12 protein-coding genes are annotated in these 14867 nt (G+C 71.1%); 6 read left to right on the top strand and 6 right to left on the bottom strand.

All coding sequences use genetic code 11. The features are described from left to right. Positions 1–42: 42 nt before the first annotated feature. Together Sm713_RS03540 and Sm713_RS41575 are read left to right on the top strand one after the other, a co-directional pair. Entirely contained in the window at positions 43–1389 is a 1347-nt protein-coding gene (locus tag Sm713_RS03540) for an ATP/GTP-binding protein (RefSeq protein ID WP_212908224.1), read from the top strand. 162 nt (positions 1390–1551) lie between these two features. Next, the gene (locus Sm713_RS41575; RefSeq protein ID WP_212911748.1) at positions 1552–1824 is read left to right on the top strand and encodes an RloB domain-containing protein; all 273 of its coding nucleotides are present in this window, start codon (positions 1552–1554) and stop codon (positions 1822–1824) included. Between the two features lie 99 nt (positions 1825–1923). Here the strand turns inward: Sm713_RS41575 and Sm713_RS03530 are convergent, their stop codons facing one another. From Sm713_RS03530 to glyA, 3 genes are all read right to left on the bottom strand, one after another. Then, on the bottom strand, positions 1924–2556 hold the full coding sequence (locus tag Sm713_RS03530) for a 2'-5' RNA ligase family protein (RefSeq protein ID WP_212908223.1): 633 nt from the start codon (positions 2554–2556) through the stop codon (positions 1924–1926). Positions 2557–2809: 253 nt separating this feature from the next. Next, positions 2810–3877 carry a tryptophan--tRNA ligase gene (gene trpS / locus Sm713_RS03525; RefSeq protein WP_212908222.1) on the bottom strand — a complete coding sequence of 356 codons (1068 nt, stop codon included), beginning with the start codon at positions 3875–3877 and terminating at the stop codon, positions 2810–2812. Positions 3878–4554: 677 nt separating this feature from the next. Beyond that, on the bottom strand, positions 4555–5871 hold the full coding sequence (gene glyA / locus Sm713_RS03520) for a serine hydroxymethyltransferase (protein WP_212908221.1): 1317 nt from the start codon (positions 5869–5871) through the stop codon (positions 4555–4557). Between the two features lie 476 nt (positions 5872–6347). On the opposite strand from glyA, the gene rocD reads away from it, so the two are divergent. Then, on the top strand, positions 6348–7562 hold the full coding sequence (gene rocD, locus Sm713_RS03515; protein ID WP_249416058.1) for an ornithine--oxo-acid transaminase: 1215 nt from the start codon (positions 6348–6350) through the stop codon (positions 7560–7562). A gap of 724 nt (positions 7563–8286) precedes the next feature. Here the strand turns inward: rocD and Sm713_RS03510 are convergent. Continuing rightward, entirely contained in the window at positions 8287–9732 is a 1446-nt protein-coding gene (locus tag Sm713_RS03510) for a PLP-dependent aminotransferase family protein (protein ID WP_212908220.1), read from the bottom strand. 46 nt (positions 9733–9778) lie between these two features. Between Sm713_RS03510 and Sm713_RS03505 the strand changes: the two genes are divergently transcribed. Genes Sm713_RS03505 through Sm713_RS03495 form a run of 3 tightly spaced genes read left to right on the top strand, consistent with a single transcriptional unit; the run spans position 9779 to position 11570 of the window. After that, positions 9779–10327, top strand: coding sequence for a carboxymuconolactone decarboxylase family protein (locus Sm713_RS03505; protein ID WP_212908219.1), 549 nt, complete (start codon positions 9779–9781; stop codon positions 10325–10327). Next, positions 10324–10794 carry a carboxymuconolactone decarboxylase family protein gene (locus tag Sm713_RS03500; protein ID WP_212908218.1) on the top strand — a complete coding sequence of 157 codons (471 nt, stop codon included), beginning with the start codon at positions 10324–10326 and terminating at the stop codon, positions 10792–10794. The genes Sm713_RS03505 and Sm713_RS03500 overlap by 4 nt, the downstream gene beginning before the upstream one ends. Next, the gene (locus tag Sm713_RS03495) at positions 10788–11570 is read left to right on the top strand and encodes an isocitrate lyase/phosphoenolpyruvate mutase family protein (RefSeq protein WP_212908217.1); all 783 of its coding nucleotides are present in this window, start codon (positions 10788–10790) and stop codon (positions 11568–11570) included. The genes Sm713_RS03500 and Sm713_RS03495 overlap by 7 nt, the downstream gene beginning before the upstream one ends. Positions 11571–11851: 281 nt before the next feature. On the opposite strand, the gene Sm713_RS03490 is transcribed toward Sm713_RS03495, so the two are convergent. Both Sm713_RS03490 and Sm713_RS03485 read right to left on the bottom strand, forming a co-directional pair. Then, positions 11852–12733, bottom strand: coding sequence for an ABC transporter substrate-binding protein (locus Sm713_RS03490; protein WP_249416498.1), 882 nt, complete (start codon positions 12731–12733; stop codon positions 11852–11854). 112 nt (positions 12734–12845) lie between these two features. Then, positions 12846–14867, bottom strand: coding sequence for an ABC transporter permease subunit (locus Sm713_RS03485; RefSeq protein WP_212908215.1), 2022 nt, complete (start codon positions 14865–14867; stop codon positions 12846–12848).

Below are 14867 nucleotides of genomic sequence, written 5' to 3'. Positions count from 1 at the left end.
CCGTTTGAGGAGCAGACAGGGCGGTAATCGTCCTCATAGCGGATGAAACTGCACCTAGCCCCCGAGATAGCCATGCTTCTGAGGTTCCGTGTCACGAACCACAAGTCCATCCGTGACACCGCCGAACTCGTGTTCACCAAGTCAAGCTTCGAGGGCGTGCGCCCCAAGGACGGAGACTGGGGCTCGGTGACGAACCGGGTCATCGGCATCTTCGGCCCCAACGCGTCAGGGAAGACCACGCTCCTTGATGCAATGGACTTCGCAGTGAAGGCCATCAGTGATTCCGCCAAGTGGAGTGAGCGCGAATCCTTCCCATTCGCTCCGTTCCGCTTGGACAAGGAGTCCAGGAGGGAAACCTCCGCATACGAAATCGACTTCACGGTCAAGGGGACACGTCATGTGTACGGTTTCGAATGCGACTCCGGCGGAATCGCCTCCGAGTGGCTCCACTCATTTCCGGAGGGTCGGCGCCGGCTCCTTTTCGAGAGAGATGGACCAGAGCCGAACGCGGTGACCTTCAGCAGGAGCCTCAAGGGAGAAAATACGCGAATCTCCCACCTCATGGGGCGCTACAACTTGTACCTCTCCACCGCAAGTATGGCCAATCATGCCTACTTGCGGAGGATTCACCACTACTTGACCAGGCATTTGCCTTACGCCGCGTTCTCTGAATACTACAAACAGACCCGAATCATGTCGGTCAAGAAATGGATAGAAGACAAGGAGGCCCTACAGCACGCCCAGAGTCTGCTGCGCTTCGCCGATCTCGGGATCTACCGTCTCTCGCTGGAGGAAGTCGAAATCGACGAGAAGACGCAGTCGACCCTACGCAGGGCAATGAAAGCCGTTCTGGACAAGGGAGATGACGAAGAGAAGCTCTTCGCCAACTTCCTCGAAGAGCAGCGGAAGGTGATCAGCTTCTGGCACAAGGGATCACCCGCCGAGGATCCGCACAATCTGGGATTGAGCGAAGAAAGCAGTGGCACTGTCGCATGGCTTTCGCTCGCATTGCCCGCACTCCGAGAAATCAAGTACGGTGGCGCACTGCTTGTGGACGAGCTCGACTCCAGCCTGCACCCTCGGCTCGCGTCAGCACTCATTGCGATGTTCAAGTCCCCGGAGGTCAACCCGCTTGGGGCCCAGCTCGTATTCACCTCACACGGCACGTCCCTGATGGGGCACCTCGCAGGTGACGGCCTGGACAGGGAGGAGATGTGGTTCTCCGAGAAATCTCCCGAGGGAGTCACGGAGATCTACCCTCTGACGGATTTCCCGGTCAAAAAGGATCACAACGTGGAGCGGCGTTATCTCGGCGGGAGGTACGGTGCGGTGCCCACACTCGCCTGGGAGGAACTACTTGCGTCTCTCCAGATGGAGACTCAAGCATGAGTCGTCGACAACTGCGTGGCCCCCAGAAGATCTCAAAGTCAAAGAACAGGCGATCTGAACACACAAAGATTCTCATCGCCACCGAAGGCATCAACACAGAGCCACAATACTTTGAAAAACTCACGGCGTTATTTAGAGCAAAAGCCGTTCGAGTAGTCACCGATCAGCTCACCGTGCTTCGAAATCTGGCTACTATGGCATTTCGAGAACCGCACTTCATGGACAGGTGCGACTGAGCTTTCCAGACTCCTGCGCAAGCAAGGGTTCTCCGGAAAGAGCATGCCAGAAGGGTTCCCGTACGAAAAATATCCGGAGGCCATGTCCCACGCCTCCAGATGCGAAGAGGCGAAGGTAAAGCACGCGCCACCGAATCCGCACAGTTCGGTCCCCCAACTGATCTCGGCATTACTCAACGCCTATGGCCACAGGCTCTGATGGCGCTGTGGCCGTCAAGTAAGGGGACGACGCCCGCCTCGCGTCACTGCCCACGTGGTGTGCAAAACCGACCCCGGGGTCCCGGGGCCTGAGCGGCGCTTACCGTATAGGACGCGTATCGCACGCCGGGTGGGCGCCAAGGGTTGGGACGCCGTCCCCCGGCCGGGGCCCGTGCGCCGTGTGCGGGGTCGCCTGCGGGGGCACCCGCGGCCCGCCGAAGGCGAACTCGCGCAGCTTGCGCCACGTCCCGTCGGCCCCCTGCTCGTAGAGCGCGAAGCCGGTGCAGGACCACTGCGCCTCGTACCCCGAAAGCTCCTCGAAGGCCCGGTCCATCGCGGCCTCGTCGATCCCGTGCGCCACCGTCACATGCGGGTGGTAGGGGAACTGGAGCTCCCGTGCGACGGGCCCGGACGGATCGCGGACCCGGCTCTGGAGCCACGCGCAGCCGTCGACGCCCTCGACGATCTGCACGAAGACGACGGGCGACAGCGGCCGGAACGTTCCCGTCCCCGACAGCCGCATCGGGAAGGGCCGCCCGGCGTCGGCGACACCCGCGAGGTGCGCCTCGATCGCGGGCAGCGCCGCTTCGTCGACCTCGGTCGGCGGGAGCAGGGTGACGTGGGTGGGGATGCCGTGGGCCGCGGCGTCACCGAAGCCCGCGCGCCGCTCCTGGAGCAGGCTGCCGTGTGGCTCCGGGACCGCGATCGACACACCGATCGTTACGGTCCCCACGTCGTACTCCCGTCGTGTTGTCGGGGCTGGTTGGCTGGCTGAACTGGCTGAGCTCGCTGGACCGGCCGAATCGGGCAGGCCGCCACCCCGGCCCGAACCGGGCCGGCGACCCGCACGCGCGTCCGGTCCCCCTTTGACTGTACGGCCGACACGACGTCGCGCCGACCGGTCGGTCGGCCGGGCCGGCCAGGCCGGCCGGTGCCCGGGGGATCGGCCCGGGCCGGCAGGCGGCGGGCGGTCGTGGGCGGCGTGGTCAGTGCTTGGCGGGCAGGAAGCCCACCCGCTCGTAGGCCCCCGCGAGGGTCTCCGCGGCGACCGCGCGGGCCTTCTCCGCGCCCTTCGCGAGGATCGAGTCCAGCGTCTCCGGGTCCTCCAGGTACTGCTGGGTGCGCTCCTTGAAGGGCGTCACGAACTCCACCACGACCTCGGCGAGGTCGGTCTTCAGCGCGCCGTACCCCTTGCCGTCGTACTTCTTCTCCAACTCCTCGACGGTGCTGCCGGTGAGCGTCGAGTAGATCCCGAGGAGGTTGCTGACGCCGGGCTTGGCCTCCGGGTCGAACCGGATCACGGTGTCGGTGTCGGTGACCGCGCTCTTGATCTTCTTGGCGGTGCTCTTCGGCTCGTCCAGGAGGTTGATCAGGCCCTTGGGGGTGGACGCCGACTTGCTCATCTTGATCGTCGGATCCTGGAGGTCGTAGATCCGGGCGGTCTCCTTGAGGATGTACGCCGCCGGCACGGTGAACAGCGACCCGAAGCGGCCGTTGAACCGCTCGGCGAGGTCGCGGGTGAGCTCGACGTGCTGGCGCTGGTCCTCGCCGACCGGGACCTGGTCGGCCTGGTAGAGGAGGATGTCCGCGACCTGGAGGATCGGGTACGTGAAGAGGCCGACCGACGTGCTGTCGGTGCCCTGCCGTGCCGCCTTGTCCTTGAACTGCGTCATCCGCCCGGCCTCGCCGAAGCCCGTCAGGCAGTTCATCACCCAGGCGAGCTGCGCGTGCTCCGGGACGTGGCTCTGCACGAAGAGCGTGCAGCGCTCCGGGTCGAGACCGGCCGCGAGGAGCTGGGCCGCGGCGAGCCGGGTGTTGGCGCGCAGCTCCGCCGGGTCCTGGGGAATCGTGATCGCGTGCAGGTCCACGACCATGTAGAACGCGTCGTGGGTCTCCTGAAGGGCCACCCACTGGCGCACGGCGCCGAGGTAGTTGCCCAGGTGGAACGAGCCCGCGGTGGGCTGGATCCCGGACAGCACGCGGGGTCGCGCACCCGGTGCGGATCCGTCGGGCTGCGGGTTGTCTTGAGCGGCGAGTGGGCGGTCAGTGGCCATGCCCATCATTCTCTCAGGTGTGCACGACCGCTGGGGAACCGATCTCCGACGGGTGTCCGCGCCGGTCGGCGGGGGTGCGGGGGCGAAGCGGCGAGGTGGGACCACGGGCTGTGTTTCTCGTCTCACTCGATGTTCCCCACCGGCCAGGATCCCGCCGGGACACGGACATCGTGGCCAGCTCCGGCCGGGCGGGGGTTCCTCTTACGGTTCCCCTTCCCCTTCCGGTTCTGGTCCGGCTCGGGTCCGGCTCGGGTCCGGCTCGGGTCTGGCCGGCGAGTCCCAGCCCGTCCGGCCAGTTCCGGCCCGTCCGACGTTTGGGACCGCCGGCCCCTATCCAGCCCGTCCGGCGCTCGGGACCGCCAGCCCCATTCCAGCCCATCCGGCGCTCGGGACCGCCAACCCCATTCCAGCCCGTCCGGCGCTCGGGACCGCCAACCCCATTCCAGCCCATCCGGCGCTCGGGACCGCCAACCCCTATCCAGCCCGTCCGGCGTTTGAGGACGAGCCCGCAGGGCGACTCCCCGGCCACCGGCCCGCACGGGAAGACGGAGAGAACCCACCCTCCATCCAGCCCGTCCGGCGCTTGAGGACATCACCTCGTCGGAGGGACGGCCCTCCGTCCGGCGGCCCGGGGGGGGGCGGCCCGGGGACGGATCCCGGGGCCGCCGGAGGTGGCGTCAGGACTGCGCGAGTCCGGGCGCGGGGAACGCACGCATCAGTTCCCCGACCTCCGCCCTGATCTTCGCCAGCGTGTCCTCGTCCCCCGCCCCCGCGGCCGTCACGCCGCGGTCGATCCACTCGGCGATCGCCGGCATGTGCTGGACCCCGAGGCCCCGCGAGGTCAGCGAGGGCGTGCCGATCCGCACGCCGGACGGGTCGAACGGCTTGCGCGGGTCATACGGCACGGTGTTGTAGTTGACGACGATCCCCGCCCGGTCGAGGGCCTTCGCCGCGACCTTGCCCGGCACGTCCTTCGGGGTGAGGTCCATCAGGATCAGGTGGTTGTCGGTACCGCCGGAGACCAGGTCGAAGCCGCGGGCCAGCAGCTCCTCGCCGAGCGTACGCGCGTTGTCCACCACCGCGCGGGCGTAGTCGCGGAACGCCGGCTGGGCCGCCTCGTGGAGGGCGACCGCGATGGCGGCCGTGGTGTGGTTGTGCGGCCCGCCCTGGAGCCCGGGGAAGACCGCCTTGTCGATGGCCTTGGCGTGCTCCTCGCGGGACATCAGCATCGCGCCGCGCGGCCCGCGCAGCGTCTTGTGGGTGGTCGTCGAGATCACGTCGGCGTGCGGCGCGGGCGACGGGTGCGCGCCGCCCGCGACCAGCCCCGCGATGTGGGCGATGTCCGCGACCAGCACGGCGCCGCACTCGCGGGCGATCTCCGCGAAGGCGGCGAAGTCGATGGTGCGCGGCACGGCGGTGCCGCCGCAGAAGATCAGCTTGGGCCGCTCGGCGAGTGCCAGCTCGCGGACCTGGTCGAAGTCGATGCGGCCCGTGTCGCGGCGCACCCCGTACTGCACGCCCCGGAACCACTTCCCCGTGGCCGAAACGCTCCACCCGTGGGTGAGGTGGCCGCCCATGGGCAGCGCCATGCCCATGACGGTGTCGCCGGGCTCGGCGAAGGCGAGGTAGACGGCGAGGTTCGCCGGGGAGCCCGAGTACGGCTGCACGTTCGCGTGCTCGACCCCGAAGACGGACCGGGCACGCTCGGCGGCGAGCCGCTCCAGGGGGTCGATGTTCTGCTGCCCCTCGTAGTAGCGGCGGCCGGGGTAGCCCTCGCTGTACTTGTTCGTGAGGACGGTGCCGGTGGCCTCCAGCACGGCGGCCGAGACGTAGTTCTCGCTGGGGATCATCCGCAGCGTGTCGGCCTGGAGCTGCTCCTCGGCGGCCACCAGCGCGGCGACGTCGGGGTCGGCCGCGGAGAGGGCGGGGTGGGAGCCAGGGGAGTTCGGCGGGTTCGGGGTATTCGGAGAGTTCGGGGTGCGGGGAAGAGACATCGGTCCTCCGGGGCGAGCTGGTCCTGGTCCGGTCGTGTCCCGGCGTGCCCAGGCGGGCGGCACCCCGGGGTCGTGGTTCCGCGGTCCCGCGCGCTCCCGACACATCCCGCGGCCACGCTCTGCGGACGGCCCGGGATCGGGAGGGCGGCACCTCGAAGCTTCAGCCCCTGCACGATTCCCCCAGGGTCGCTTCCCTGTGCGCCAGTCGTCGTGCGTGGAAGACAGCCTAGCCAGGGGGCGGGGGGTTGTCCCGTATTCACGGGGCTTGCGGCGCATGTGGGGCCTGCCGGGCGCGCGGGACATCCGGGTGGTCCCGGTCGCCTCGGAGAGTTCGATGTGGGTGCGACGTGGGTCCGATGTGAGTGCGATGGACCATTCGGCGCAGCACATTCATGCGAAAGGTTTCTTTCCGAGTTCGGCGAGCGACGATAGAAATTGGGCCACAAGCCCCCTTCCGCCGTAAGAACGGAGCTCCCGTGACTGCAACCGACGTCTTCATCAACTCGGCCGCGGAGAACAGCGCCCGCAACTACAACCCGCTGCCCGTCGTCGTGGCGTCGGCCGAGGGCGCCTGGATGACGGACGTGGAGGGCCGTCGCTATCTGGACATGCTGGCCGGATACTCGGCGCTCAACTTCGGCCATGGCAACAGGCGCCTGATCGATGCCGCCAAGGCGCAGCTCGACCGGGTGACGCTGACGTCGCGCGCGTTCCACCACGACCGGTACGCCGACTTCTGCGCGCAGCTCGCCGAGTTGTGCGGCATGGAGATGGTGCTGCCGATGAACACCGGCGCCGAGGCCGTCGAGACCGCCGTCAAGACGGCGCGGAAGTGGGGCTACCGGGTCAAGGGCGTACCCGACGACACGGCGCGGATCGTGGTCGCCGCGAACAACTTCCACGGCCGCACCACCACGATCATCAGCTTCTCCACCGACCCGGAGGCGCGGGACGACCACGGTCCGTACACGCCCGGTTTCGACATCGTGCCGTACGGGGACCTGGCCGCCCTGCGCGCGGCGATCACCGACAGCACGGTCGCCGTCCTGATCGAACCCATCCAGGGCGAGGCCGGCGTGATCGTGCCGCCGGAGGGCTACCTCGCCGGGGTGCGGGAGGTGACCCGGGCACAGAACGTGCTCTTCGTCGCCGACGAGATCCAGTCCGGGCTGGGGCGGACGGGGCGGACGTTCGCCTGCGAGCACGAGGGTGTGGTGCCGGACATGTACATCCTCGGCAAGGCGCTCGGCGGGGGTGTGGTGCCGGTGTCCGCGGTCGTCTCGTCGCGGGAGGTGCTCGGAGTGTTCAGGCCGGGCGAGCACGGGTCGACGTTCGGGGGGAACCCGCTGGCCTGCGCGGTGGCGCTGGAGGTGCTGGCGATTCTGCGGACCGGTGAGTACCAGGAGCGGGCGGCGGAGCTGGGCGACCACCTCCACCAGGAGCTGCAGTCGCTTGCCGGGGTGCCCGGGGGGCCCGTGCGGGAGGTTCGGGGGCGGGGGCTCTGGGCTGGGGTCGATCTTGATCCTGCGTTGGGGACGGGGCGGGAGTTCTGTGAGCGGCTGGTGGGGCGGGGGGTGCTGGCCAAGGACACGCATGGGTCGACGATTCGGCTGGCGCCGCCGCTTGTGATCAGCAAGGAGGATCTGGACTGGGGGATCGAACGGCTGCGGGAGGCTGTGGCGCGGGGGTGAGGGGTGCGCCTGCGGCTTGGTTCAGCCGGGGCGCGTTCTGTTCGTTTCGGTGCGGTGGGTAGGCGGGTGCGGGTCCGTTGTGGCTGGTCGCGCAGTTCCCCGCGCCCCTCCGGGGGCGCCCCTTGCGGGGCGGCACCCCGGTTCCCTCAGGGGCGCGGGGAACTGCGCGAGCAACCAGCCACGGGCGGATGATCCGGGCACAACCAGCGCCCCCCCTCTCTGGACGGCGAATGGGCGCGCAGCGCCCTACAAGGGGCGCGGGGAACTGCGCGACCAGCCAGCCACCCGCCGATGGTCCGGACACGACCTGCGCCACTTCCCTGGACGGTGGAACGCCTCCTGTTACGTCGTGGGGCGGGGCCGCGGGCGGATATCCGTCCTCGGTCCCGCGTCCTCCGCCAACAGAAGGTCCCCCTGGGCCTGACGCAGGACACTGCGGGCGGACATCCCCCCACGTCCCCTCACGTCTCGTACGCGACAGCGGCCCGGCGGGGGTACGCGACCCTGCGCGGAGAGGGCGAAGGGGGCACGTCTCGTGCGCGACGGCGGCAGAGTGGGGGTACGCGTTCCTGCGTGGACGGGGCGAAGAGGGCACGTCTCGTACGCGACAGCGGCCCGGCCGGGGGTACGCGCCTCCTACGCGAACAGGGGCGAGGGGGCACGTCTCGTCGGCGACTGCGGCCGAGTGGGGGTACGCGCCCCTGCGCGGACGGGGCCGGGCGGGTCAGCACAGGACCTCGCAGAGTGCTTCCAGTGCGCCGTGCCACGCGTGGTCCGGGGGTGTGCCGTAGCCCACGACCAGGGCGTCATGGGGGCCTGAGGCCCCCTCCGTGTCGGGGTGGCGGAAGCGGCCCAGGATCTCCACGGCCAGGCCCCGCCACGCCGCCGCGTGCAGGACCGCCTCCTCGGTGCCGGCAGGCAGTTCGAGCACCGCGTGCAGGCCCGCCGCTATGCCGGTGACCCGAACCGCCGGCGCGCGTTCGGCGAGCGCCGCGACGAGTTCGTCGCGGCGGCGCCGGTAGTGCAGGCGCATCGCCCGCACATGCCGGTCGTACGCCCCCGACGTCAGGAACTCCGCGAGCGTGAGCTGGTCGGGCACCCCGCACGACCAGTCCGAGTGGCCCTTCGCCGCCGCGACCTCCGCGGCCAGCGAGCCGGGCAGCACCATCCAGCCAAGCCGCAGGCCGGGGGCCAGGGACTTGCTCGCGGTGCCGAAGTAGACCACCCGGTCGGGGTCGAGCCCCTGCAAAGCCCCCACGGGCTGGCGGTCGTAGCGGAACTCACCGTCGTAGTCGTCCTCCAGGATCACGCCACCCGTGCGGCGCGCCCAGTCGACGACCGCGGCACGCCGCTTCGGGTGGAGCGGCATCCCCGTGGGGAACTGGTGCGCCGCGGTCAGCAGCACCGCTCCCGGATCGGTCCGCCGGGCGCCTGGGCGCGCGGCCCCGGACTCGGGCGCCCCGGTGGCGTCGAGCGGCTCCACGACCGTGCCCCGCTCGTCCAGCGGGAGCGGCCGCGTGCGCAGGCCCGCCGCGGTCAGGCGCTTCCAGTGGAAGTCGAGGCCGTACGCCTCCACGGCCACATCGGTCACGCCGCGCTCGCGCAGGACCGTGGCGAGGAGGGTGAGGCCGTGGGTGAAGCCGGAGCAGATGAGGATGCGGTCGGGATCGGTGCGCACCCCGCGGGCGCGGGCCAGGTAGGCGGCGAGAGCGGTGCGCAGCTCGACGCGGCCGCGCGGGTCGCCGTAGCCGAGCGCGTCGCTCGGGGCGGCGAGCAGGGCGCGGCGGGCGGCCTTCACCCAGGCCATACGGGGGAAGGAGCCCAGGTCGGGAGTGCCGGGCATCAGGTCGTAGGCGGGGCTGCCGGGCGGGCGGCGGTGCGGCGCGGGAGCCGGGGAGCCCGGGACCGTCCGGGCCGCGACGCGGGTGCCCGAGCCCTGGCGGGCGGTCAGCCAGCCCTCCGCGACCAGGTCCCCGTAGGCCTCCGCGACGGTGTTGCGCGCGATGCCCAGGTCGGCGGCGAGGCCGCGGGACGAGGGCAGGCGGGTGCCGGGCGCGAGGCGGCCGCTGGCCACGGCGTCCCGCAGGGCGTCCGTCAGGCCCCTGCGCACCCCCGAACCGGTCGGTTCGAGGTGGAGGTCCACCCCGAGATTGGCCCAGGACTTCGACATGTGAATGGACCATACCCCTGGGCTACTCCGCTCATAGGGTCGAGGCATGACGACGAACGAGACCGTCGCCGCGGCCCCTGCCGCCGGTGACGCACGCGCCCCGGAGCACACACCCCGTATCAACCTCGCCGAGCTGGCCCCCGAGGCCTACAAGGCCATGGCCCGCCTGGACGCGGCGGCCCGCAAGGGCGTCGACCCGGTGCTGCTCGAACTGGTGAAGATCCGTGCCTCCCAGATCAACCACTGCGCGTTCTGCCTCGACATGCACACCAAGGACGCGCTGGCCGCGGGCGAGTCGGTGGAGCGGGTCATCCAGCTCGGTGCCTGGGAGGAGTCGCGGCACTTCTACACGCCCAAGGAGATCGCGGCGCTGGAGCTGACCGAGGCGATCACGGTACTGACTGGGGGCACCTCCCGGCCGGAGGCTGGGGGAGGCTTCGTGCCGGACGAGGTGTACGACAGGGTCGCGGAGCACTTCACGGAGCAGGAGCTGGCGCAGCTCATCGCCGCGATCACGGTGATCAACGCGTGGAACCGGTTCGGCGTGACGTCCCGCGCGGTCCCGGGCCACTACCGGCCCGGACAGCACGCGTGACGGCCCGCACCACGCACCTCGACGCCGGGGTGCGCACCGCCATGATCACGCTGAGCGGGGCCGCGAAGCAGGGCTTCGGGGATCCCGTGCTGGCCGAGCTGGTCCAGATCCGCGCCTCGCAGCTCAACCACTGCGCCTTCTGCCTCGACATGCACGTGCGGAACGCCCGGGAGAGCGGGGCGGACCAGCGGCAGCTCGACCTGCTGGACGCGTGGGAGGAGGCCGAGGGCGTCTACACGGAACGCGAGCGTGCGGCGCTCGCCCTCACCGAGGCGGTCACGCTGCTCGCCGTCCCTGACCGGGCGGAGGCCAGGGGAGGCTTCGTTCCCGACGAGGTGTACGAGGAGGCGGCCAAGCACTTCGACGACGCCGCCCTGGCCTGTCTGATCGGGCTGATCACGGTCATCAACGCCTGGAACCGGCTGATGGTCTCGCGGCGCATCCCCGCCGGGAGCACGGAGTGGTGAGCGGACCGGAGGCCGCCGCGGCGTTCCGGGCGCTCCACCACGGGCGGCCGGCCGGCGATCCACTGGTGCTGCCGGGGCCCTGGGACGCGGCGAGCGCGCGGGTGTTCGCGGAGGCCGGGTTCCCGGCGCTGGCGACGCCCAGCGCCGGGATCGCCGCCTCGCTCGGGTACGCGGACGGGTCGACGCCCGCGGACGAGATGTTCGCGGCGGTGGCGCGGGTCGTGCGGGCGGTGGACGTGCCGGTGTCGGCGGACCTGGAGTCCGGCTACGGGCTCGCGCCGAAGGAGCTGGTGGAACGGCTGCTGGAGACGGGGGCCGTCGGCTGCAACCTGGAGGACTCCCACGGGGGCGTTCTTCAGGACCCGCGGCGGCACGCCGACTGGCTTGCCGAGGTGCGGGCCGCCGCGGGCGAGCGGGTGTTCCTGAACGCGCGCATCGACACGTTCCTGCACCCCGACGGCGGGGGCGACGGCTCCGCCGAGCGAGGAGGCGACGAGGGGGCCATGCGGCGGGCGGCGGAGCAGACCGTGGAGCGGGCGGCGCTGTACGTGGCCGCCGGCGCGGACTGCGTCTACCCTCTCGGGGCGCCGCCCCCAGCGCTCCCCGTCCTGCGGGCGGGCATCGACGGCCCCATCAACACGGCCACCCGGCTCGGCGACCACTCCCCCGCGGAACTCGGGCGACTCGGCGCCACGCGGATCACGTTCGGCCCCGGCTGGCAGCGGCGTGCCACGGCCCTGCTCGCGGCGGACGTCGCGGCGGCCCGCGGTACGTAACACCCCGTCAGGGGCGCGTCCGGCCTGCCGGGTACCCCCGGAAGGTGGGCGCGAGCGGCCCCGACTGCCCCTTTCGGCCGGTGGCGATCCGACGTCCCCCACTGCCTGAAGGGCGTGGGAGGTGCCCCCAGTCGTGGCTGGTCGCGCAGTTCCCCGCGCCCCTTATAGGCCGGGGCTGCGCCCCGATAGGGGCGCGGGGAACTGCGCGAGCAACCACCCACCCGCCGGTGGACCGGAGACGGCAGGGACCACCCCACCCGGACGGCGACCCCCTGATGGAGTCAGGAAAGCCACTGCTTCCACTCGGACCGGTGGCCGTCCACCCACTTCTTCGCGGCCTCGTCCGGCGACAGCTTCTGGTCGGCGATCATCAGCGACACCTCGTTCTGGTCCTCCAGCGTCCAGTGGAACTTCTTCAGCAACCGTGCCGCCGCCCCGCCGTTCCGCGAGAACCCGGCGTTCAGGTACTTCTGGAGCGGTGTCTTCGGGTACGCGCACGCCACCTTGTCCGCGTCCGCGTCGCAGCCCTCCTTGTACGCGGGCAGCTTCACCTCGGTCATCGGGACCTTCTTGAAGAGCCACTGCGGCTGGTACCAGTACGTCAGGTACGGCTTGTGCTGCTTGGCGAACTGCCGCATCTGCGTGATCTGGGCGGCCTCGGAGCCGGCGAACACCACCTGGTAGTCGAGGTGGAGGTTCTTCACCAGCGCCTTGTCGTTGGTGACGTACGACGGGGAGCCGTCCAGGAGCTGGCCCTTGCCGCCGCTCTCGGGGGTGCGCAGCTGCTTCGCGTACTTGTTGAGGTTCTTCCAGTCGGTGACGTCGGGGTGCTGCTTGGCGAAGTACGTGGGGACGAACCAGCCGATGTGGCCGGTGACCCCGAGGCCGCCTGCGCTGACGATGGTCTTCTTGTCCTCGACGTACCGCTTCTCCTGGTCGGGGTGGCCCCAGTCCTCCAGGATCGCGTCCACCCGGCCCTGGCTGAGCGCGTCCCAGGCGGGGACCTCGTCGACCTGGACGGTGTCCACGCGGTAGTGCAACTCGTGCTCCAGGATGTAGCTCGCCACCGCGACGTTCGACTGCGCGCCCACCCAGGACTGCACGGACAGCGTCACCGTCCTCGCGCCCTGGGCGTTCGCGAACGGCGAGGTCTGCTTGGTCATGTCGGCGGCGCCGCAGCCCGCCAGGGCCACCAGCGCGACCGCGGTGAGCCCGGCGGTCGCCGTCCTGGAACCGCGCCTGAAGCGCGTGGGGTGCGTGACGTGCGTGCGCATCTCAGGCCTCCTTCCCTGCGCGCCGCTCGGTGGGCTGGGTGACCCGGTCCAGCATCAGCCCCAGGCAGACGATGGCCGCGCCCGCCACCAGGCCGGTCGCCAGGTCGCCCTGGGCGAGGCCGAAGACGACGTCGTAGCCGAGCGCGCCGCCGCCGACGAGGCCGCCGATGATGACGACCGCGAGGACCAGCACCACGCCCTGGTTGACGGCGAGCAGCAGCGCGGGCCTGGCCAGCGGGAGCTGCACCTGCCGCAGTTGCTGGCCGCCGGTGGCGCCGAGGGAGCGGGACGCCTCCAGTGCGGCGGTGTCCACCGTCCGTACGCCCTGGGTGGTGATGCGGACGACGGCCGGCAGCGCGTAGACCACGGCGGCGGCGACGGCGGGCGCGCGGCCGACGCCGAACAGGGCCACCACCGGGATCAGGTAGACGAACTGCGGCAGGGTCTGCAACACGTCGAGGACGGGCCTGAGCACGGCTTCGAGCCGGCGGCTGCGGGCTGCCCCGATACCGACGGCGAAGCCCAGCACCAGGGTGACCACGACGGCCGCGAGGACCTGGGAGAGGGTGTCCAGCGAGGAGTTCCACACCCCGAGCACGCCGATCACGGCCATCGCGAGGACGGCGGTGAGCGCGGTCCGCCAGGTGCCGATCAGCCAGGCGAGGGCCGCCACCACGAGCAGCACGGACCACCACGGCAGCCACTGCAACCCGGAGCGGACCGGGTCGAGCACCCAGGTGGTGAAGTGGCCGGCCCAGTCGGCGGTGCCGCCGATGTAGGGCACGCCGGTGTAGAGGTGGCCGGTCATCCAGTCGACGGCGCGGTTGACGGGCTCCGCGATGTCGACCTCCCACGACCCGGGCCACTCCTGGCGCCCGGCGAGGCGCATCGCGGCGGCCACGGCGACGGTGAGCACGGCGACCAGCAGCCAGCCGGGCCAGCCGCGCAGCAGCCGGAACCAGCCGCCCGGGCCGCGTGCGGCGCCCCGGGAACCGTCCCCGGCTCCCGCGGCCCCGCCGGAGCCGAGCCGCTCCCCCGCCGCGGCCGTCGTGCGGTCCAGGACCACCGCGAGCAGCACGATCGGGATGCCCGCGGCGAGCGCCGCGCCGACGTCGACGGAGGCCAGGGCCTGGTAGACGCGGTCACCGAGGCCGCCGGCGCCGATCACGGAGGCGATCACGGCCATCGACAGGGCCATCATGATCGACTGGTTGACGCCGAGCATCAGCTCGCCGCGCGCGAGCGGCAGCCGGGCGGTGAGCAGCCGCTGGCGGCCGGTCGCGCCGAGCGAGGCCACCGCCTCCATCACTCCCTCGTCGGCGCCCCGCAGCCCGAGCGCGGTGAGCCGGGTCATCGGCGGGGCGGCGTAGACGACGGTGGCGAGGACGGCGGCCGGTACCCCGATGCCGAAGACCAGCACCACGGGCAGCAGGTAAGCGAACGCGGGCAGCACCTGCATGGTGTCCAGGATCGGCCGCAGCGCGCGGTGCACCCGGTCGGACAGGCCCGCGGCCAGCCCGAGCACCCCGCCGACCAGCACCGAGGCGAGGACGGCGACGACCATCAGGGCCAGCGTCTGCATGGTCGGCACCCACATGCCCAGCAGCCCGCACAGCACGAACGCGACGGCCGTGGTGAGCGCGAGCCGGAAGCCGGCCAGCTTCCAGGCGATCAGCCCGGCCCCCGCGGCGACCCCGGCCCAGCCCGCGGCGAGCAGCACCAGGTAGACGGCGTGTACGCAGACCACGACCGCGTTGGAGATGTAGCCGAAGAAGTAGAGGAACAGCGGGTGGCTGTCGCGGTTGTCGATGATCCAGTCGCTGGCTCTGCCGAGCGGTCCCGAGACGTCGACGGTCAGGGCGTCCGGCCAGGTTCCCCCGGACCAGTGCGCTTCGGCGAGCGGTACGAGGATCGCGGCGAGCACCGCGAGCACGAGCAGCTTGGCCGCTGCGCGCCGGCGCCCGGTGGCGCGCAGCGGAGCGAAGGCCCCGGTGGCCCGCGCCGGGGCGGTGGCGGCGGTCAT

Source organism: Streptomyces sp. TS71-3, from assembly GCF_018327685.1.
Taxonomy (GTDB): Bacteria; Actinomycetota; Actinomycetes; order Streptomycetales; family Streptomycetaceae; genus Streptomyces.
The sequence above is the reverse complement of the archived record's forward strand: the minus strand, read 5'-3'. Positions and strand labels throughout refer to the sequence as shown.